This window comes from Gorillibacterium terrae, from assembly GCF_051594785.1.
Classification (GTDB): Bacteria; Bacillota; Bacilli; order Paenibacillales; family NBRC-103111; genus Gorillibacterium.
Genome location: NZ_JBPPGI010000009.1, coordinates 42180 through 61199, shown reverse-complemented (window position 1 = coordinate 61199; position 19020 = coordinate 42180). Strand labels below are relative to the sequence as shown.

At 59.2% G+C, this 19020-nt stretch carries 20 protein-coding genes, 1 rRNA gene and 1 pseudogene; 21 read left to right on the top strand and 1 reads right to left on the bottom strand.

Annotation, left to right across the window (positions count from 1 at the left end; translation table 11 throughout):
- The 8 genes from rrf to pssA form a co-directional block, all read left to right on the top strand.
- Positions 1–84 (top strand): 5S ribosomal RNA (gene rrf / locus ACSEXS_RS21780); the annotation flags it as partial.
- Between the two features lie 399 nt (positions 85–483).
- A complete protein-coding gene (locus tag ACSEXS_RS21775) occupies positions 484–948 on the top strand; it encodes a CtsR family transcriptional regulator (RefSeq protein ID WP_438435348.1) in 465 nt (154 codons plus the stop codon).
- Positions 949–961: 13 nt separating this feature from the next.
- A complete protein-coding gene (gene mcsA, locus ACSEXS_RS21770; protein WP_438435347.1) occupies positions 962–1480 on the top strand; it encodes a protein-arginine kinase activator protein McsA in 519 nt (172 codons plus the stop codon).
- A gap of 15 nt (positions 1481–1495) precedes the next feature.
- Positions 1496–2560 carry a protein-arginine kinase McsB gene (gene mcsB / locus ACSEXS_RS21765; protein WP_438435346.1) on the top strand — a complete coding sequence of 355 codons (1065 nt, stop codon included), beginning with the start codon at positions 1496–1498 and terminating at the stop codon, positions 2558–2560.
- 42 nt (positions 2561–2602) lie between these two features.
- Positions 2603–5029, top strand: coding sequence for an ATP-dependent protease ATP-binding subunit ClpC (clpC, locus tag ACSEXS_RS21760; protein ID WP_438435345.1), 2427 nt, complete (start codon positions 2603–2605; stop codon positions 5027–5029).
- A 257-nt stretch (positions 5030–5286) separates the two neighbouring features.
- The gene (gene radA, locus ACSEXS_RS21755; protein ID WP_438435344.1) at positions 5287–6657 is read left to right on the top strand and encodes a DNA repair protein RadA; all 1371 of its coding nucleotides are present in this window, start codon (positions 5287–5289) and stop codon (positions 6655–6657) included.
- A gap of 122 nt (positions 6658–6779) precedes the next feature.
- Entirely contained in the window at positions 6780–7850 is a 1071-nt protein-coding gene (gene disA / locus ACSEXS_RS21750; protein WP_438435343.1) for a DNA integrity scanning diadenylate cyclase DisA, read from the top strand.
- Positions 7851–7914: 64 nt separating this feature from the next.
- Positions 7915–8613, top strand: a complete 699-nt coding sequence (pssA, locus tag ACSEXS_RS21745; protein ID WP_438435342.1) for a CDP-diacylglycerol--serine O-phosphatidyltransferase — start codon at positions 7915–7917, stop codon at positions 8611–8613.
- A gap of 124 nt (positions 8614–8737) precedes the next feature.
- Here pssA and ACSEXS_RS21740 read toward each other — a convergent pair whose 3' ends face one another.
- Positions 8738–9133: a DUF1573 domain-containing protein gene (locus tag ACSEXS_RS21740; RefSeq protein ID WP_438435341.1), complete on the bottom strand. Its 396-nt coding sequence runs from the start codon at positions 9131–9133 to the stop codon at positions 8738–8740.
- Positions 9134–9354: 221 nt separating this feature from the next.
- Between ACSEXS_RS21740 and ACSEXS_RS21735 the strand changes: the two genes are divergently transcribed.
- The 13 genes and pseudogenes from ACSEXS_RS21735 (at position 9355) to secE (ending at position 19012) form a co-directional block, all read left to right on the top strand.
- Positions 9355–10440, top strand: a complete 1086-nt coding sequence (locus ACSEXS_RS21735) for a PIN/TRAM domain-containing protein (RefSeq protein ID WP_438435340.1) — start codon at positions 9355–9357, stop codon at positions 10438–10440.
- Positions 10441–10528: 88 nt separating this feature from the next.
- Positions 10529–11227: pseudogene (ispD, locus tag ACSEXS_RS21730) on the top strand (2-C-methyl-D-erythritol 4-phosphate cytidylyltransferase); the annotation flags it as partial.
- 42 nt (positions 11228–11269) lie between these two features.
- Positions 11270–11755: a 2-C-methyl-D-erythritol 2,4-cyclodiphosphate synthase gene (gene ispF / locus ACSEXS_RS21725; RefSeq protein ID WP_438435349.1), complete on the top strand. Its 486-nt coding sequence runs from the start codon at positions 11270–11272 to the stop codon at positions 11753–11755.
- 39 nt (positions 11756–11794) lie between these two features.
- On the top strand, positions 11795–13258 hold the full coding sequence (gene gltX, locus ACSEXS_RS21720) for a glutamate--tRNA ligase (RefSeq protein WP_438435339.1): 1464 nt from the start codon (positions 11795–11797) through the stop codon (positions 13256–13258).
- A gap of 111 nt (positions 13259–13369) precedes the next feature.
- A complete protein-coding gene (locus ACSEXS_RS21715; protein ID WP_438435338.1) occupies positions 13370–13561 on the top strand; it encodes a hypothetical protein in 192 nt (63 codons plus the stop codon).
- A gap of 95 nt (positions 13562–13656) precedes the next feature.
- The gene (cysE, locus tag ACSEXS_RS21710; RefSeq protein ID WP_438435337.1) at positions 13657–14331 is read left to right on the top strand and encodes a serine O-acetyltransferase; all 675 of its coding nucleotides are present in this window, start codon (positions 13657–13659) and stop codon (positions 14329–14331) included.
- Positions 14328–15821: a cysteine--tRNA ligase gene (cysS, locus tag ACSEXS_RS21705; protein ID WP_438435336.1), complete on the top strand. Its 1494-nt coding sequence runs from the start codon at positions 14328–14330 to the stop codon at positions 15819–15821. Before cysE ends, cysS begins: the two co-directional genes overlap by 4 nt.
- A gap of 11 nt (positions 15822–15832) precedes the next feature.
- Complete coding sequence (locus tag ACSEXS_RS21700; protein ID WP_438435335.1) at positions 15833–16252, top strand: Mini-ribonuclease 3; 420 nt, start codon at positions 15833–15835, stop codon at positions 16250–16252.
- Between the two features lie 25 nt (positions 16253–16277).
- A complete protein-coding gene (gene rlmB / locus ACSEXS_RS21695; RefSeq protein WP_438435334.1) occupies positions 16278–17018 on the top strand; it encodes a 23S rRNA (guanosine(2251)-2'-O)-methyltransferase RlmB in 741 nt (246 codons plus the stop codon).
- 7 nt (positions 17019–17025) lie between these two features.
- Complete coding sequence (locus ACSEXS_RS21690) at positions 17026–17535, top strand: NYN domain-containing protein (RefSeq protein WP_438435333.1); 510 nt, start codon at positions 17026–17028, stop codon at positions 17533–17535.
- A gap of 158 nt (positions 17536–17693) precedes the next feature.
- A complete protein-coding gene (sigH, locus tag ACSEXS_RS21685) occupies positions 17694–18341 on the top strand; it encodes an RNA polymerase sporulation sigma factor SigH (RefSeq protein ID WP_438435332.1) in 648 nt (215 codons plus the stop codon).
- A 288-nt stretch (positions 18342–18629) separates the two neighbouring features.
- Positions 18630–18779, top strand: a complete 150-nt coding sequence (gene rpmG / locus ACSEXS_RS21680) for a 50S ribosomal protein L33 (RefSeq protein ID WP_040953140.1) — start codon at positions 18630–18632, stop codon at positions 18777–18779.
- A gap of 20 nt (positions 18780–18799) precedes the next feature.
- Positions 18800–19012 carry a preprotein translocase subunit SecE gene (secE, locus tag ACSEXS_RS21675; RefSeq protein ID WP_438435331.1) on the top strand — a complete coding sequence of 71 codons (213 nt, stop codon included), beginning with the start codon at positions 18800–18802 and terminating at the stop codon, positions 19010–19012.
- The last annotated feature ends 8 nt before the right edge of the window (positions 19013–19020 follow it).

Below are 19020 nucleotides of genomic sequence, written 5' to 3'. Positions count from 1 at the left end.
CCCATCTCGAACACGACCGTTAAGCCCTCCAGCGCCGATGGTACTTGGACCGCAGGGTCCCGGGAGAGTAGGACGTCGCCAAGCACAATGAACCTCGCATCTTACGATGCGGGGTTTTTTGTTGTAACCGGATTGCCACATTTGTTCCGTTTCGATCCCCCTGGCGAGGGTAATGGTTGTAATAACCCCTTTCCCGTTCATTCCTGCCTGCCCGCAGGGGGAGCCTGAGCTTTTATACATACGAAGTAATTCACGGAGACCCGAAAAAGGGAGCACTCTAAGCGGGTATACCCTTTTGCCAATCCGCAGACAATAATATCAGGGCGATGAGGTTGAAAACGGAAAAAAACCTGCTATAATGATTATAAGGTCAAAGAAAGTCAAAGTCAGTGGATGGAGAAAGGCTTGCTGCCCGCAAGTCGGGTGTCCGTCTTCTGGTTGCGGTTCACGGCCTTTCCAAACTTGGCAGCGGAGGGTTAACGGATGCGCAATGCTTCGGATATGATTGAACAATACCTCAAGAATATTCTGATGCAGAGCCCAGCCGGCGTTATCGAGATTCAGCGCAATGAGTTGGCTGAGCGATTCCAATGTGTTCCCTCTCAGATCAATTACGTGATCAGCACCCGTTTTACCTTGGAAAAGGGCTATATCGTGGAAAGCAAACGGGGTGGCGGCGGCTACATTCGGATTCAGAAAGTGCAGCTGTCTTCCCAGGGCGTCATCCTGGATCACGTGCTCAGCACCATCGGGGACCACATCGACCAGACCAGCTCGGAAGGGTTGCTGTATCAGCTGGAAGAGGGCGGATTCATCACCTGCCGGGAGGCTGGCCTCATCAAGGCCGCCATGTCGCGGGACATCCTGTACTTCAAGCTTCCCCTTCGGGATGAGATCCGGGCTCGGCTGCTGAAGGCTATGCTTTTATCGCTGCTTAGCCATCCATAAGGAGGGAGTATCCGTGCTTTGTCAGGAATGTGGAAAACGGCCGGCGACTCTGCATTTTACCAAGATCGTCGGCGGGGAAAAGACGGAATCGCACCTGTGCGAAACCTGCGCCAGGGAAAAAGGAGAAATGATTCCCGGAACACCGAATGGGTTTTCCATTCACAATTTGCTGTCGGGCCTGCTCAATTATGACTCGGCTACGGTGACCCCGGGCATGACGGCTCCCCCTGCGAATAACCGTTGCGAGGAATGCGGCCTCACTTATGCGCAATTCAGCAAGCTCGGAAGGTTTGGCTGCAGCTCTTGTTACCAAACCTTTGGCGACCGGCTGGACCCGCTGTTGAAGCGGGTGCATGGCAGTACCACCCACAGCGGAAAGGTGCCCCTTCGCTCGGGGGGAGTCCTGCAACAGAAGCGGGAGCTGGATGGGCTCAAGCAGAAGCTGGCCGAACTTATTCAGCAGGAGGAGTTTGAAGCGGCCGCCGGCGTTCGCGATCAAATCCGCGAGCTGGAAAAACGGATCTCCGAGTAAGGGGGAAGGCGCATCATGGCACTGGGACATTTTACCGAACAGGCTCTCAGCGATTGGATGAAACGGGAAGGACCCGAATCCGATATCGTTCTATCCAGCCGCATCCGGCTTGCCCGCAACCTCAGGGGCTTCCCGTTTCCGATGCTGGCGACGGGGCAGCAATCCCGGGAGGTGCTGGATAAAGTCACCGAGGTCATGGAGAACGAGGACTTGAAGGAGCTGGGGGATTTTTCGATCATCCCGCTCTCGGGCATCAGCGAGTTGGAGAAGAAGGTGCTCGTCGAGAAGCATCTCATCAGTCCGAACCTCGCGAACGAGTCCCGCAACGGAGCCGTCATTCTGAGCGAGAACGAATCGATCAGCATCATGGTGAACGAAGAGGATCACATTCGCATCCAATGCTTAACACCCGGATTTCAAATCCAGGAGGCCTGGGATATGGCCAATCGGATTGACGATATGATGGAAAGTCAATTGAACTTTGCTTTTGAAGAAAAACGAGGCTACCTGACGAGCTGTCCGACCAATGTCGGAACGGGGCTCCGGGCTTCGGTTATGATTCACCTGCCCGCTCTGGTGATGACCCAGCAGATCAGCCGGATCTTATCGGCCGTTACCCAAGTGGGATTGGCGGTGCGGGGCATGTATGGCGAGGGCAGCGATTCCTCGGGAAACCTGTTCCAGATTTCCAACCAGATTACGCTGGGACAATCCGAGGAGGAGATCATCGCCAATCTGTACAGCGTGGTTCAGCAGATTATCGAGCACGAACGCGCCGCGCGGGAACGGATGCAGGAGGATGCGCCGTACCGTCTGGCGGACCGGATTCATCGGTCCTTTGGGGTCCTGTCCCATGCGGTGATCCTGGACTCCAAGGAAGCCATGCAGCGGCTGTCGGACGTGCGTCTCGGTATTGACCTCGGACTTCTGACCGGGATTCAGCCGAAGACGCTGAATGAGCTTTTGGTGATGACGCAGCCTGGCTTTTTGCAGAAGCACTCGGGGGAACTGCTTACGGCCGAGAACCGTGATATCCGGCGGGCGGAGCTGATCCGCGAACGGGTACAGGATAACGGATAACGAAAGCGGTCCACTCGAATTTTATAACGGAGGTGCTAGTGAATGATGTTTGGGAGATTTACGGAACGCGCACAAAAGGTGCTGGCGTTGGCTCAGGAAGAAGCGGTTCGGCTCGGCCACAACAATATCGGGACCGAACATATCCTGCTCGGTCTGATTCGGGAAGGGGAGGGTATTGCCGCCAAGGCACTCATGGCCCTCGGCCTGGGCCTCGAGAAAATTCAGGATGAAGTCGAATCGTTGATCGGACGCGGACAGGAGCAGCCGACCAACATCGCCTATACTCCCCGCGCCAAGAAGGTCATCGAGCTCTCGATGGACGAAGCCCGCAAGCTGGGCCATACCTATGTCGGTACGGAGCATATCCTGCTCGGCTTGATCCGGGAGGGCGAGGGCGTAGCGGCACGGGTCTTGAACAACCTGGGTATCTCGCTGAACAAGGCGCGCCAGCAGGTGCTGCAACTGCTCGGCAGCAGCGAATCGGTCTCTTCCAATCACGGCTCGCAAGCGAGTGTGAATACGCCTACGCTGGATGGCTTGGCCCGCGACCTGACGGCATTTGCCAAAGAAGGCAACGTCGACCCCGTCATCGGCCGCAGCAAGGAAATCGAACGCGTCATCCAGGTGCTCAGTCGCCGGACGAAGAACAACCCGGTACTGATCGGCGAACCCGGCGTCGGCAAGACGGCCATCGCCGAAGGACTCGCCCAGCGGATCGTCAATAACGAAATTCCCGAGACGCTTCGGGAAAAGCGGGTCATGACCCTCGATATGGGTTCGGTCGTGGCCGGAACGAAATACCGCGGCGAATTCGAAGACCGCTTGAAGAAGATCATGGACGAAATCCGTCAGGCCGGAAACATCATCCTGTTCATCGACGAGCTGCACACGCTGATCGGAGCCGGCGGAGCAGAGGGCGCCATCGATGCCTCCAACATCCTGAAGCCGGCGCTGGCCCGCGGCGAGCTGCAGTGCATCGGGGCGACGACGCTGGATGAGTACCGCAAGTATATCGAGAAGGACGCCGCTTTGGAGCGCCGGTTCCAGCCGATTCAGGTCGACGAACCGACGCCGGACGAAGCGATTCAGATTCTCCATGGGCTGCGCGACCGGTATGAAGCTCACCACCGGGTCAAAATCACCGACGAGGCGATCGTCCAGGCCGTGAAGCTGTCCGACCGCTACATCAGCGACCGCTTCCTGCCGGACAAGGCGATCGACCTGATCGATGAAGCCGGTTCGAAGGTGCGGCTCCGCTCTTACACCACTCCGCCTCAGCTCAAGGAGCTGGAAAACCGGCTGGAAGACATCCGCAAGGAAAAGGATGCAGCCGTGCAAAGCCAGGAGTTCGAGAAGGCCGCCGCTCTTCGCGACACCGAGCAGAAGCTGAAGGAAGAGCTGGAGGATACCCGCAACCAGTGGAAGGAAACGCAGGGACGGACGGATTCCGAAGTGACGCCGGACGACATCGCCGATGTGGTGGCAAGCTGGACCGGTATTCCGGTGAAGAAGCTGGCCGAGGAAGAAACCGAACGTCTGCTGCAGATGGAATCGATTCTTCACCAACGGGTAATCGGCCAGGACGAAGCGGTGAAATCCGTCAGCCGCGCCATCCGTCGGGCCCGCGCCGGCCTGAAGGACGTGAAGCGTCCGATCGGATCGTTCATCTTCCTCGGACCGACGGGGGTCGGCAAGACCGAGCTCGCCCGCGCGCTCGCCGAAGCGATGTTTGGCGACGAGAACGCCGTGATTCGGATCGACATGTCCGAGTACATGGAGAAGCATTCGACCTCGCGTCTGGTCGGAGCGCCTCCGGGGTATGTCGGCTATGAAGAAGGCGGCCAATTGACCGAGAAGGTCCGCCGCAAGCCGTATTCCGTTGTCCTCCTGGATGAAGTCGAGAAAGCCCACCCGGAAGTGTTCAACATCCTGCTGCAGGTGTTGGAAGACGGTCGTTTGACCGACTCCAAAGGCCGGACCGTGGACTTCCGCAACACGCTGATCATCATGACCTCCAACGTCGGAGCGGAAACGATCAAGCGCAACTCCACACTCGGCTTCACCGCTTCCAATGACAACAGCCGCGAATACACGAACATGAAGGATAAGGTGATGGGCGAGCTGAAGAAGAGCTTCCGTCCGGAATTCCTCAACCGGATCGACGAGATCATCGTCTTCCACAACCTGGAGGAAGCCCATATCCAAGAAATCGTCTCGCTCATGGCGGAGGACCTCCGCAAGCGGCTCAAGGAGCATGATGTCGACTTCGTGCTGACGGAGGAAGCCAAGCAGTTCCTGGCCAAGGAAGGGTACGATCCCGCCTTCGGAGCGCGGCCGCTGCGCCGGGCCATTCAGAAGCACATCGAGGACCGCTTGTCCGAGGAGCTGCTGAAGGGCAATATTGCCAAGGGCGATTCCCTGACAATCGATGTAAAGGAAGGCGCGCTCGACGTCGTTCGCAACGGCTGAGTTGTCGGTTTCGCAACCTTGAATAACGCATGAAAAAGCATCCGGTTCGCCGCTTCTCCTTTCGGGGAGAGTCGGCGGATATCGGATGCTTTTTTCGCTGGAAGTCGGCTGGAATAGCTGTACGCGGCTACGGCAGATTGCTATAATTATACAATCGCTGTCGGGAAAAATGGATTGTATCATCGGCAATTTTCATTGGGCTCTCAAACATGGTACACTTTTGAGAGCGTGGATTTTTTATAGAGCTGGAGATGGCTATGGCAAAAGCAAAAACCAAATTTGTGTGCCAGGACTGCGGCTATGAGACGCCCAAGTGGCTGGGCAAATGCCCCGGCTGCGGCGCCTGGAACACCTTGGTCGAGGAAGTGGAGACCAAGGTCGTGACGCAGGGAGTGCTTCCCCTCAACGGCCTTACTCAAGAGAGAGCCGTCTCCATCACCGAGATCGCCGGGGCGGCGGACCCGCGGATTCGCACGCAGAATCGCGAGCTGGACCGGGTACTGGGCGGCGGCATCGTCCCGGGCTCCCTCATCCTGGTCGGCGGAGATCCCGGCATCGGTAAATCGACCCTGCTGCTGCAAACTTCCTATTCCTTAACCCTCGACGGGCGCAAAGCCCTTTATATTTCCGGTGAGGAGTCCTCCAGCCAAACCAAGCTGAGGGCGGATCGCCTGGGCGCTCTGTCGCCCAACCTGTATGTCCTTTGCGAAACCAACCTGGAGCGGATCGACGAAGCGATCGACAAGGTCGCGCCCGATTTCGTGGTCATCGATTCGATCCAAACCGTGTTCCATCCGGCGGTGACATCGGCGCCCGGAAGCGTTTCCCAGGTAAGGGAGTGCACCTCCCACTTCATGCGGCTCGCCAAGACGAAGGGGACCGCGATCGTTCTGGTCGGCCATGTGACGAAGGAAGGAGCCATTGCCGGGCCGCGGCTGTTGGAGCATATGGTGGATTGCGTGCTTTATTTTGAAGGCGAGCGGCATCACACCTACCGCTTGCTTCGCGCCGTTAAGAATCGCTTCGGCTCCACCAACGAAATTGGCATCTTCGAGATGAGGGAGAGCGGCCTCACCGAGATCGCCAATCCGTCGGAGCTGTTTCTGTCGGAACGGCCGAAGGGAGTGTCCGGCTCGACGGTGGTGGCCAGCATGGAAGGCACGCGGCCGATGCTGGTCGAGCTGCAGGCGCTGGTCTCGCCGACGACCTTCCCGTCGCCCAGGCGAATGTCCACCGGCTTCGACTACAACCGCATGTCGCTCATCATGGCGGTGCTGGAGAAGCGCAACGGGCTGTTCCTGCAGTCGCAGGACGCTTACCTCAATGTGGCCGGAGGGGTGAGGCTCGACGAGCCCGCCGTCGATCTCGGAGTGGCGGTCAGCATTGCATCGAGCTTCCGGGATCGACCGACCCGGCCGGATGACGTGATCTTCGGCGAGATCGGCCTGACCGGAGAGGTCCGGGGAGTCTCGCGGATTGAACAGCGGGTTCGGGAGGCCCAGAAGCTCGGCTTCAAGCGGGTGATCCTGCCCGCCATCAGCCTGAAGGGCTGGGAGCCGCCGGAGGGCATTCTCATTAAAGGCGTCACCACCGTTGCGGAGGCGCTTGCGGCAGCGTTGGACGATTAACGGAAAGCCGTCCGGCTGCCGATAATCTGTGGGGTATACTAAAATTCGATAATCGAGAATTAGGCGCTTGGCCAGGTCAAGCCAAGCTGCAGGCTGGGGATAGAGAGAAAAGGGGGTCCATGATGGCAAAGGAAGAAGAAATCAAGAGCCGCATCATCAAGCTGGTCGCACCCGGCACCCAATTTCGCGAGGGACTGGAAAACGTACTGAGGGCGAAAACCGGGGCGCTTATTGTGGTCGGCTACAGTCCGGAGGTCATGGAGCTGGCGGACGGCGGCTTTAGCATCAACTGCGAGTTTACGCCGAATTTTCTCTATGAGCTGGCCAAGATGGACGGAGCGATCATCCTGAGCGAGGATGTAAAGAAGATTCATTACGCCAACACGCAGCTCAATCCGGACCCGACGATCGCATCCAATGAGACGGGCATCCGGCATCGAACCGCCGAGCGCGTCGCCAAGCAGACCGGCAAGCTGGTGGTCTCCATCTCCCAGCGCCGGAATATCATTACCTTGTATCAGGGAAATCTCCGCTATTCCCTCAAGGACATCGGCGTGATCCTGACGAAGGCGAACCAGGCGATGCAGACGCTGGAAAAGTACAAATCGGTGCTCGACCAGAATCTGATCAACCTGGGGGCGACCGAGTTTGAAGACGCGGTGACGTACGAGGACGCCGTTCACGCCTTGCAAAGGGCGGAAATGGTGCTTCGCGTTAAGGCGGAAATCCGCCGTTACATCAACGAGCTCGGCGTCGAGGGGCGGCTGATCAGCATGCAGCTCGAGGAACTGGTGGCTCACATCGAGCACGAGTTCGTCCTGCTGATCCGGGACTATTGCCGCGAGAACACCGAAGAGAAGATCAAGGAGATTCGCGCCGGCCTGTCGAGGCTGAGCAGCGAGGAGCTGCTCGATCTGCACGCCATCGTCCGGCTCTTGGGGTACAACGTCACCAACAACATCCTCGACGAGCAGGTGTCCCCGCGCGGCTTCCGCGTGCTGAACAAGATTCCCCGCCTGCCGTCGATCATCATCTCGAACCTGGTGGAGAAATTCGAGTATTTGCCGCAGATCATTTCCGCTTCCATCGAACAGCTCGACGAAGTGGATGGCATCGGCGAAGTCCGCGCCCGCGCGATCAAAGAAGGACTTCGCCGCTTCCAGGAACAGGTATTCATTGACAGACAAATCTGAATTGACTACAATTTTGTAGATTACCTTCTGCCGGTTGAGAGCGGCGGATGAAAAGGTGGGCCCCATGCTGCGCAAATCGGTTCCCAATATGTTTACCGTATTAAACTTGTTCTTCGGCATCATCGCGATCATTCTGGTGTTGAACGACACCCCGGTCTTTCCGAAGATCGACAACGCCAATCTGGCTTCCATCATCGTGATCATCTCCATGTTGATGGACGGCATCGACGGCCGACTGGCCCGGGCTCTGAACGTACAGAGCGAATTCGGCAAAGAGCTGGATTCCCTCTCCGACGTCATTTCCTTCGGCGTGGCTCCGGCGTTTATTATGTACGTGGTAGCCTACGAGTCGGTCTATCCGCCGATGGCCTGGATAACCACCGCTATTTTTCCCATCTGCGGCGCTCTGCGGCTCGCCCGCTTCAACGTCATCGAAGGGATTCCCGGCTTCTTCATCGGACTGCCGATTCCGGCCGCCGGCGTGATTCTCTGTACCCTGGCTCTGTTTCACCAGGAACTGAGCTCCTATATTCTGATTCCGGCATCGCTCTTGCTCTCGTTCCTCATGATTAGCCGGGTCAAATACCCCAGCTTCAAGAAGGTCCGCCTCACCAAGAAAGCCGCGCTCGTCGCTCTGCTCTGCGTGGCGGTGGCGCTGATCACAGTCATCGCGTTCCCCAACTACTTGTCGCGGCTCATCTTCGTGCCGCTGGTCGTCTATGCCCTTTATGGAACGTTCATGGGCTTTAAACGCAAGCGTTAACGAGACGTCCTTGGGGTTGCCGAGCTGGACAACTTATCGATCCATGCAACAAGACCGCCGGGAAACCCCGACGGTCTTTTCGTTCGTTATGGAATGGGATGGACGCTGAGAAAAGGCAGCTTGGTCAGGACATGTTGAAGAAGCCGAGCGTGGAGCAGCGCTTCGATTCGTCCTCGACCACCTGCTGCATGTCGATGCCGAGCAGGTTGCACAGCGAAGCGAGGTAGAACAGATTGCGGCCGAGCTCGGCGGAGACCGCTTCGGTGCAGTTCTCGCACAGTTCGCCTGAGAGGTGAGTGTCGAGCAGCTTCTTCGCATCCTCGATGGTCATTTCCGTGGAATAATGCTGCTTGCCGGCATGAACCTGGACACAGCCGCATTCGGTTACGGCCTTGGTAACGGTACGGCTGACCGCCGCGTTCGATTGGGTCGTTTTGGATAAGACATCGAGCAGGCTGCGGTGGCGAAGCAGGAGATCCGATACCTGATTCTGAAACTGGGTTAGGCTAAGCGAACTCATTCTCTCTTCACCCCAACTATGGATAGGCTCATAAGCACTTAAGGCCATTATATCGGAACGTTCAGTACAATTCAATTTGCAAATCCGCGGCGAACTCGGGAAGGCGCGGCGCCGGAAGGTTTAGACCCCCTTGCTTTCGACCATACTGGTTAACACGGAGATCCCTACCAGAAACAGGAAGGAATTCCGGGGAAGATCAGTCTTAACGGAGGTGATGGAGAATGAAAAAAGGAATTCAAGCAGTTGCCTTGCTCGTGGGCTTTTTTGTCGGTTATCAGAACCGGTTTGACGTAGGTAGGCTGCTCGCCCGGATGGGGGGAATGGGCTTCGATCGGCTGTCGGACGGGGGCCGGGATCTGCTTAGCACCGGCGTCGTCGCGCTCGTGTTCCTGCTGGCCGCCGTACTTAGCGGAGAATGGCTGATGCGGACCCTGCAGCGTGCGGAAGCGGCCCTGAAACACATGCAGGCTCCGGAGCTGCTCATGCTGGGGGCCGGGGTAACGGCGGGGCTCGTCTTCTCGGCCTTGCTCTACCCGCTGATGACCGCGCTGGCCGGGGGCAGCCCGGTGCTTGCGCTCGCGCTCACCGTGTTCGCGGTGGGGTATGGCGGACGGCTGGCCCGCTCCAAGGGGGGCGAGCTGTGGAAGGCGCTTAAGGAAGGGCGGCGAACCGAGCCGGATGAAGCCGGCGATGCATGGGAGGAGCGCAAGATCCTCGACACCAGTGTCATCATTGACGGCCGAATCGCCGATATTTGCAAGACCGGATTCATTGAAGGGACGCTGGTGATACCGGGCTTTATCCTGGAGGAGCTCCAGCATATCGCCGATTCGTCCGATCTGCTGAAGCGCAATCGCGGCCGCCGCGGGCTCGACATTCTGAACAAAATCCAAAAGGAACTGGACGTAAAGGTGGAAATCTACGAAGGCGATTTCGAGGAAATCGCCGAGGTGGACAGCAAGCTGGTTCGCTTGGCCAAAGTGCTGGGCGGCAAGGTGCTGACCAACGATTTCAACCTGAACAAGGTCTGCGAGCTGCAGGGCGTCTCGGTGCTCAACATCAACGACCTGGCCAACGCGGTGAAGCCGGTGGTGCTGCCGGGCGAGGAGATCGTCGTCCAGGTCATCAAGGACGGCAAGGAGCACGGCCAAGGCGTGGCGTACTTGGATGACGGCACGATGATCGTGGTCGAAGGCGGCCGCGATTACATCGGAACGACCATGGAGGTCATGGTGACGAGCGTGCTGCAGACGTCGGCCGGCCGGATGATCTTCGCCAAGCCTAAATTGTTGGAAAAAGCGCAGTAAAACGATTATGATAGAAACAGCCGGCGGGGCGGGGGCATGGAGATGCCCGCCGTCATCCGGCTGTTTTTTTTCGTAGCGGGGCATAGCGATGCAAGGGATGGAAGCTGGAATGAAGAATCCGACAATAGCCTTCGGAGCGGTGATCGTGGCGGCGGGCAAGGGCTCGCGCATGAGAAGCTCCGTCAGCAAGCAGTTTTTGCCGCTCGCCGGCAAGCCGATCCTGGCGCACACGCTGGAGCGGTTCGAACGGCTGCCGCAGGTGGCGAGCGTCGTGCTGGTCACCGGGCAGGAAGACCTGGAGCGCTGCCGCCGGATCGTGCACGATTGCGGGTTGAGCAAGGTTGCCGCCATCGTCGCAGGCGGTGTTGAGCGGCAGGACTCCGTCCGCCGGGGACTTGCCGCCCTGCCGGAGGAGCTGGCGTACGTGCTGGTGCACGACGCCGTCCGGCCGTTCGCGGCGGAGCCCGAGATCGCGGCTTGCCTGGACGCCGCGTGCGAAACCGGCGCGGCGGTGCTCGCCGTTCCCGTGAAGGATACCATCAAGACGGCGGACGCCGGGCGGCGCGTCACCGGCACGCCCGAGCGCAGCACGCTTTGGGCGGTGCAGACGCCGCAGGCCTTTCGCCGCAGCCTGCTGGAAGCCGCTCACGAGGCGGCGGCGCGGCAGGCGTTCACCGGCACGGACGATGCCAGCCTGGTCGAACGGCTGGGCGCTCCGGTGCAACTGGTGGAAGGCAGCTACGACAATATCAAAATCACCACGCCGGAGGACCTGGAGTGGGCGGAGTCCTATCTCGCCCGCCGGGAGACGGCGGGAAGGGACACGACCATGATACGGATCGGACAAGGTTTTGACGTTCACGCGTTTGCCGAAGGGCGCAAGTGCATCATCGGGGGAGTGGACATTCCGTTCGAGAAGGGCCTCCTCGGCCATTCCGACGCCGACGTGCTGCTGCACGCCGTGGCCGACGCCGTGCTCGGCGCGCTTGCGCTCGGCGACATCGGCAAGCATTTTCCCGATACGGATGCGGCTTTCAAGGATGCGGACAGCCTGCTTCTCCTGAAGCATGTCTGGGCCCTGGCCGAAGAACGAGGCTACAGGCTCGGGAATCTCGACGCGACAATCATCGCGCAGCGGCCGAAGATGGCCCCGTACATTCCGCGCATGGCGGAGATTCTGGCGGAGGCGCTCGGCGCAGAGCCGGGCCAGATCAACGTGAAGGCGACGACCACCGAGAAGCTCGGCTTTCCGGGACGCGAGGAAGGAATCGCCGCGCAGGCAGTTGTTTGTCTTTTTGCGAATGTGCTATCATAGCATGTAATCTTGTTTTCCAGAACGAACGGAGGAACGACCATGACGGAACAAGTCCGCGTCCGCTACGCGCCGAGCCCAACCGGGCACCTGCACATCGGCAATACCCGGACGGCCCTGTTCAATTATCTGTTTGCCCGCCATGCCGGCGGCCAGTTCATCATCCGAATTGAAGATACCGACCTGAAGCGCAATGTGGCCGGCGGCGAGGAGAGCCAGCTGCATTACCTGAAATGGCTCGGCATCGAATGGGACGAGAGCGTGGACATCGGCGGCCCGTACGGCCCTTACCGGCAGACGGAACGCCTCGACATATATAAGCGCCACTGGCAGGAGCTGCTCGACCGCGGCCTGGCGTACCCGTGCTACTGTACCGAGGAAGAATTGGCAAGCGAGCGCGAGGAGCAGAAGGAAAAGGGCGAGACGCCGCGCTACTCGGGCAAATGCCGTCATCTGACGGCGGATCAGCGCGCCTCACTGGAAGCCGAAGGGCGCGTGCCGAGCGTGCGGTTTCTCGTTCCCGAGGGCCGCTCCTATTCCTTCGACGATATGGTCAAAGGGCCGATTACCTTCACGACGGAGGAGATCGGCGATTTCGTCATCGTCAAGAAGGACGGCATCCCGACCTATAACTACGCCGTCGTCATCGACGACTATCTGATGAAGATCTCCCATGTGCTGCGCGGCGAGGAGCATATCTCCAACACGCCCCGGCAGCTTATGATCTACGAAGCGTACGGCTGGCAGCCGCCCGTCTTCGGGCATATGACCTTGATCGTCGGCGAGAACCGCAAGAAGCTGAGCAAGCGCGACGAATCGATCGTCCAATTCATCTCCCAGTACGACAAGCTGGGCTACCTTCCCGAGACGCTGATGAACTTCATCGCCCTGCTCGGCTGGTCGCCGGAAGGGGAGAACGAAATTTTTACCAAGGACGAGCTGATTGCGGCCTTCAACCCCGAACGCCTGTCGCAAAGCCCGGCGATGTTCGACACCCATAAGCTGGCGTGGATGAACAGCCAGTACATCAAGAACGCCGATCCGGAGCGGATCGTAGCCCTCTGCCTGCCGATTCTGCAGGAAGCGGGACACTTGCCCGAAGAGCTGGACGAAGCGCAACGCGCCTGGGCGGAGCGGCTGATCCGCCTGTTCCAGGACAAGCTGACCTGCGGAGCCGACATCGTCGAGCAGAGCCGGCTGTTCTTCGAGGACGCCGTTCAGACGGACGAAGAAGCGAAAGCGGTGCTGGCCGGCGAACACGTCCCGGTCGTGCTCGGCGGGATGCTGAACGAGCTGCAGGCGGCCGAAGGCGGCGAGCTGGCGCCGGAGACGGTGAAAGCCATGCTGAAGAGCGTGCAGAAGTCCACCGGCTACAAGGGCATGCAGCTGTTTATGACGATTCGTGTCGCCGTCACCGGGCAGATGCACGGTCCGGACCTGAACGAGACGATCTCCCTGCTCGGCCGCGAAAAAACCGTCTCCCGGATCGCCGCCTTGTTGTCATAAGCCGGTGCAGTGGGATATACTGATTACAAATTCGGAAGAAATTCCGACATGATGCGAACGCTATGACCGGATAAGTACCGCCGCAAGGGAAGCTGCAGAGAGAACGACCGGATGCCCGCTTCGGGCATCCCGGCTGCGAGTCGTTCCTTCCCCCGGCCGGGAAATGCACCCGGGAGCAGCGGGATCGAATGGTTCACCGTAGATCCCGCCGGTTACGTCCCCGATACGGACGCCAAGGGGAAGACGGTATTCGGGCTTACGGTGCCCGACGGACAAGTCTTCAAGCAGAGTGGAACCGCGTGATCAACGTCTCTGCAGCCGCAAGGCTGTGGAGGCGTTTTTTCATCGTTTGAGAGAGGGCGAATACCGTCAATCTGGGGATTGCAGGGGGTTGTTTCATGTTTCAGCGCATTCGTGCGGATATCTCGGCCGTTTTCGACAACGATCCGGCAGCCCGGTCCGCGATCGAAGTCATGCTTACCTATTCCGGTCTCCATGCGATCTGGCTTCACCGGATCGCCCATTGGTTCTATACATGCCGCTGCTTCTTTCTCGCCCGGGCCATCTCGCAGTTCGGCCGCTTCATGACCGGCATCGAGATTCATCCCGGCGCGGTCATCGGCAGCCGGCTGTTCATCGACCACGGCATGGGGGTCGTCATCGGGGAAACCTGCGAGATCGGCGACGACGTGGTGCTGTTTCAAGGGGTTACCCTGGGCGGGACGGGGAAGGAGAAGGGAAAGCGCCATCCCACGATCGGCAGCAATGTGGTGGTGGGCTCGGGCGCCAAGGTGCTCGGCTCGTTTAAAGTGGGAGACAATTCGCGCATCGGCGCGAACGCGGTCGTTCTTCAGGAGGTTCCCGCCAACTGTACCGTGGTCGGAAATCCGGGCCGCATTGTGCGTCGCGACGGGATGCGGGTGAATAAACTGAATCACGGCGACCTGCCGGACCCTTCGAGCGAGATGTTTCGCTCCCTGCAGGAGCAGATTGATGAACTGAAGGCGGTGCTTTCCCTGGAGAGGCGGAAGCCGTGCGAGGTACTCGAATACACAGAGGAGCCAAAACGATGACCTTACAAATCTACAACACCCTGAGCCGGACCAAGGAGGAGTTCCGTCCGATCGAGCCGGGCAAAGTAAGCATGTACGTCTGCGGACCGACCGTCTACGACTACATCCATATCGGCAACTCGCGCCCGCTGATCTTCTTCGATACGGTTCGCCGTTACCTGGAATATGTCGGCTATGAAGTGAACTATGTCGTCAATTTCACCGACGTGGACGACAAGCTGATCAAGCGCTCCCTGGAACGGGGGGTTCCCGTGCCGGAGCTTGCCAATACGTTTATCGACGCCTATTTGCAGGATGCCCGGGCGCTCGGGGCGGAGAAGGCCCTCCATCCGCGGGTGACGGAGAACATCGACGAAATTGTGGCGTTTATTGCCGGACTGGTGGAAAAGGGGGCGGCGTACGAAAGCGGCGGCGATGTCTTTTTCCGCACCAAGGCGTTCCCCAAGTACGGCCAGCTGTCCCACAAAAACCTCGACGAGCTGCAGCACGGCATCCGCATCGACGTGGACGAGCGCAAGGAAAGCCCGCATGACTTCGTGCTGTGGAAAGCGGCGAAGCCGGGCGAGATCCGTTGGCCCAGCCCCTGGGGCGAGGGCCGTCCGGGCTGGCATATCGAATGCTCGGCGATGGCGGCCAAGTACCTCGGCGAGACCATCGATATCCACGGCGGAGGCGAGGATCTGGAATTCCCGCACCACGAGTGCGAGGCCGCCCAGTCCGAGGCGCTGACCGGCAAGCCGCTCGCCCGCTACTGGATGCATAACCGCTACCTCAACATCGCCGGTGAAAAAATGTCGAAATCGCTCGGCAACGGCTTGACCGTCCACAACATTCTGCAATCGGCCAAGCCAGAGGCGGTTCGTTTCGTCATTCTCTCAGCCCATTACCGCAGCCCGATCAACTTTGGCGACGAATCGCTTCGCCAGGGGGAAGCGGGAATCGAGCGGATCAACAACAGCTACGGCAACCTCATCCATCGGCTGCGTATCCTGACGGAGGCGAAGACCGGGTGGCAGCCGTTCACGGCCGAGAAGCTCGACGCGCAGCTAGCCGAGGCCTTGCAGACCGCCGGCCTTGCGGACGAGGAACGGGGCGCGGAGACGGCGGAGGCGGAAGCCCTGCGGGAATCGGCGCTCGCCCTGAAACGGTTCGGCGAGCGGATGGACGACGATTTCAACACGCCCGATGCCATCACGGCCCTGTTCGATCTGACGGCCGCCACGAACAAATACCTGCTTGTCGACCATGCCTCGATCGACGTGCTTCAGGCGCTGAAACGGGCGTTCGAACGGATGGACGCGGTGCTGGGGCTGTTGATGAATGCGGCCGATACCGGCGAGGACGCCGAGATCGAGCGGCTGATCGAAGAGCGGCAGGAAGCGCGCCGGTCGCGCAACTTCGGCCGGGCCGACGAAATCCGCGACGAGCTTGCCGGGCGGGGGATTCTCCTGGAAGATACGGCCCAGGGCGTCCGCTGGCGGCGGAAATGAAGCGGCCTCCTATGGAAACCCAACCGTTGTTTATTCCGCCTGCCAAGGACCCCAAGCTGATGAATCCGCTCGCGCTGGCCTACATCGGCGACACCATCTACGATTTGTTCGTCCGGCAGTATGTCATCGCGCAGCCCAATCACCGCCCCCATCATCTGCACCGGGAGGCGAGCAAGTTCGTATCCGCGAAGGCCCAGGCCCGGGCGCTCGAACGATGGCTGCCGCTGCTCAGCGAGGAGGAGCAAGAGGTAGTGCGGCGGGGACGCAATGCCAAGAGCGGCACCGTGCCGAAGAATACGGACGTTCTGGTCTACCGGCACAGCACCGCCTTCGAATGCCTGATCGGCTACTTGTATTACCGGCAGCAGCACGAACGGCTGCACGATCTTCTGATGATCAGCGTGACCCCATATCCCGATATCATCGGCTAAGCAACGACAGAGAGGAAGAAGGACCATGGAAGAATATTTGGCCGGCAAGCACTCCGTCCTGGAGGCGCTGCGCTCGGGGCGACCCATTCACAAGATCTGGTTCGCCGAGGGTGCGCAGAAGCACCTCGTCGTGCCCATTGCCGCGGAGGCGAAGGCGCTCGGCATCGTCACGCAGACGGCCGACAAGCGCAAGCTCGACCAGATGGCCGGGAGCGTGCAGCATCAAGGGGTGGTCGCCCAGGTGGCGGCTTACGAATACGCCGAGCTCGACGACATTCTGCGGACCGCCGCCGAGAGCGGGGAGCCGCCGTTTCTCCTCCTGCTCGACGAGATCGAAGACCCGCATAACCTCGGTTCCATTCTCCGTACGGCGGAATGCACCGGCGTGCACGGCGTCGTGATCCCGAAGCGCCGCTCGGTCGGGTTGACGGCGACCGTATCGAAGACCTCGGCCGGAGCCATCGAATATGTGCCCGTAGCCAAGGTGACCAACCTCGCCCAGACCATCGATGAGCTCAAGGAGAAGGGCATCTGGGTGGCGGGAACCGACGGCAGTGCGGAGCAGGACATCTATGGCACCGATTTTCGCATGCCGCTCGCCCTCGTCATCGGCAACGAAAACAAGGGGATGGGCCGCTTGATCCGGGAAAAGTGCGATTTTCTCGTCAAGCTGCCCATGTTCGGCAGCATCAACTCGCTGAACGCCTCGGTCGCCGCTTCCTTGTTCATGTACGAGGTCGTACGCCAGCGCCGGATCGTCAAGTAGGCCCGCGATGAAGGACTATCTGATCGTCGACGGCTATAACATCATCGGCGCCTGGCCGGAGCTCGCCCGTCTGCGCGACATCCGGCTGGAGGACGCCCGCGACCGGCTGATCGACATCCTGTCCGACTACCAGGCCTTTTCCGGACTTAACGTCTACCTGGTGTTCGACGCCCATCAGGTGCCGGGGACCGGGGGGAAGTACGAGCAGAGCCGGCTGCAGGTGGTCTACACCAAGGAGAAGGAGACGGCCGATGAGCTGATCGAGCGGCTCGTCTCCGACTTTACGGGGCGCCGCCGTCAGGTCTATGTGGCCACCTCCGACATGGCGGAGCAGCACGTGGTGTTCGGCCGCGGCGCGCTGCGGCTGCCGGCGCGTGAACTGCTGACGAAGGTCAAAGAGAGCCGCAAGGAAGTCCGCAAGAGGCTGGAAGAGGAGTCGAAGCGGGGAGGAAATACCTTCGACAGCCGGCTGAGCGACGAGCAGCGGGAGAAACTGGAAAGGTGGCGCAGGGAGTAAAAGGCGCGCCGCTCCGCGTCCCGTCGGCCGTTTGGGAACCGGATGCAGGTTGACGATAATCGGATACATCGGGTATACTTGTTTCATATGTTTGCTTATTTTCCCATTTTTCTGCGAATTGCATTCGCTGCCTGACAGGCCAATCCGGAGGGATTTTCGTGGGTATTGACCTCAATGAGTTAAGAAAGCAGGACTATGCCCTTATATCCGATGAGGACAATGTCGAGGCGGTTCGAGCAGGTAGCGGCGAAGCGCTGGAGCACCTGATCAACAAATATAAGAACTTCGTCCGCGCCAAAGCCCGCTCCTATTTCCTGATCGGGGCGGACCGGGAGGATATCGTGCAGGAGGGCATGATTGGCCTGTACAAATCGATCCGGGATTTCCGCGGGGACAAGCTCGCTTCCTTCAAGGCGTTCGCGGAGCTGTGCATCACCCGTCAGATCATCACGGCGATCAAGACCGCCACCCGTCAGAAGCACATCCCGCTGAACTCCTACGTTTCCTTGGACAAGCCCATCTACGACGAGGAATCCGACCGGACCCTGCTCGACGTGATCTGCGGTCCGAAGGTGACGGACCCGGAGGAGCTGATCATCAACCAGGAGGAGTTTTCCGGCCTGGAGGACAAGATGGGCGAGATTTTGAGCGACCTGGAGCGCCGCGTGCTCATGCTGTACCTCGACGGCCGTTCGTATCAAGAAATCGCAGTCGACCTGGACCGCCACGTGAAGTCGATCGACAATGCCCTGCAGCGGGTTAAACGCAAGCTGGAGAAATACCTGGAAGCCCGGGATTTGCCCTAACCTACGAAAATCGGAGCGCTCCTCCCGCGAGGGATGGGCGCTTTTTTGCCGAATACGCCGGGGAGCGGGTTTGGGCGGCGGCAAACCGGACCATACTGAAAAAGAGAACTTGTCCGCGCAGGTTCTCTTTTCCTAGCGATGCAAGGGGCTGCGAGTTTCCCAAACGAGAACCTTTTTCTTGACAGAGGCTTGACGGTGTGCTAAATTATTTTAGGTAACCCTATTTGTCGGAGTCTGCTCAGGACAATCGGGGTTCTTTAATTCAGGTTGTCTCGGGAGGTGTGATCCATGCGGGTTATTATCACGTTGGCTTGTACGAGCTGCAAACAAAGAAACTACACGTCCAACAAGAACAAGCGTAACAACCCTGACCGCTTGGAGAAGAAGAAATATTGCAAATTCTGCAATTCTCATCAGCTTCATCGCGAGACCCGTTAAGGTAATACGGAGGTGCTGTTGTGGGATTCGTAGCCAGAATGAAGCAAGGATTCAGCTCCACGTTCTCCTTCTTCGCGGAAAGTTGGGCGGAACTGCGCAAGGTCAAATGGCCGGGCCGCAAGGAATTGACCAGCTACACGATCGTGGTTATCACCACGGTCATTTTCGTGGGAATCTACTTTACGGTCTTGGATCTGATCATTTCCGAGATCGTGAGATTGGTCACTAAATAAGAGTGACG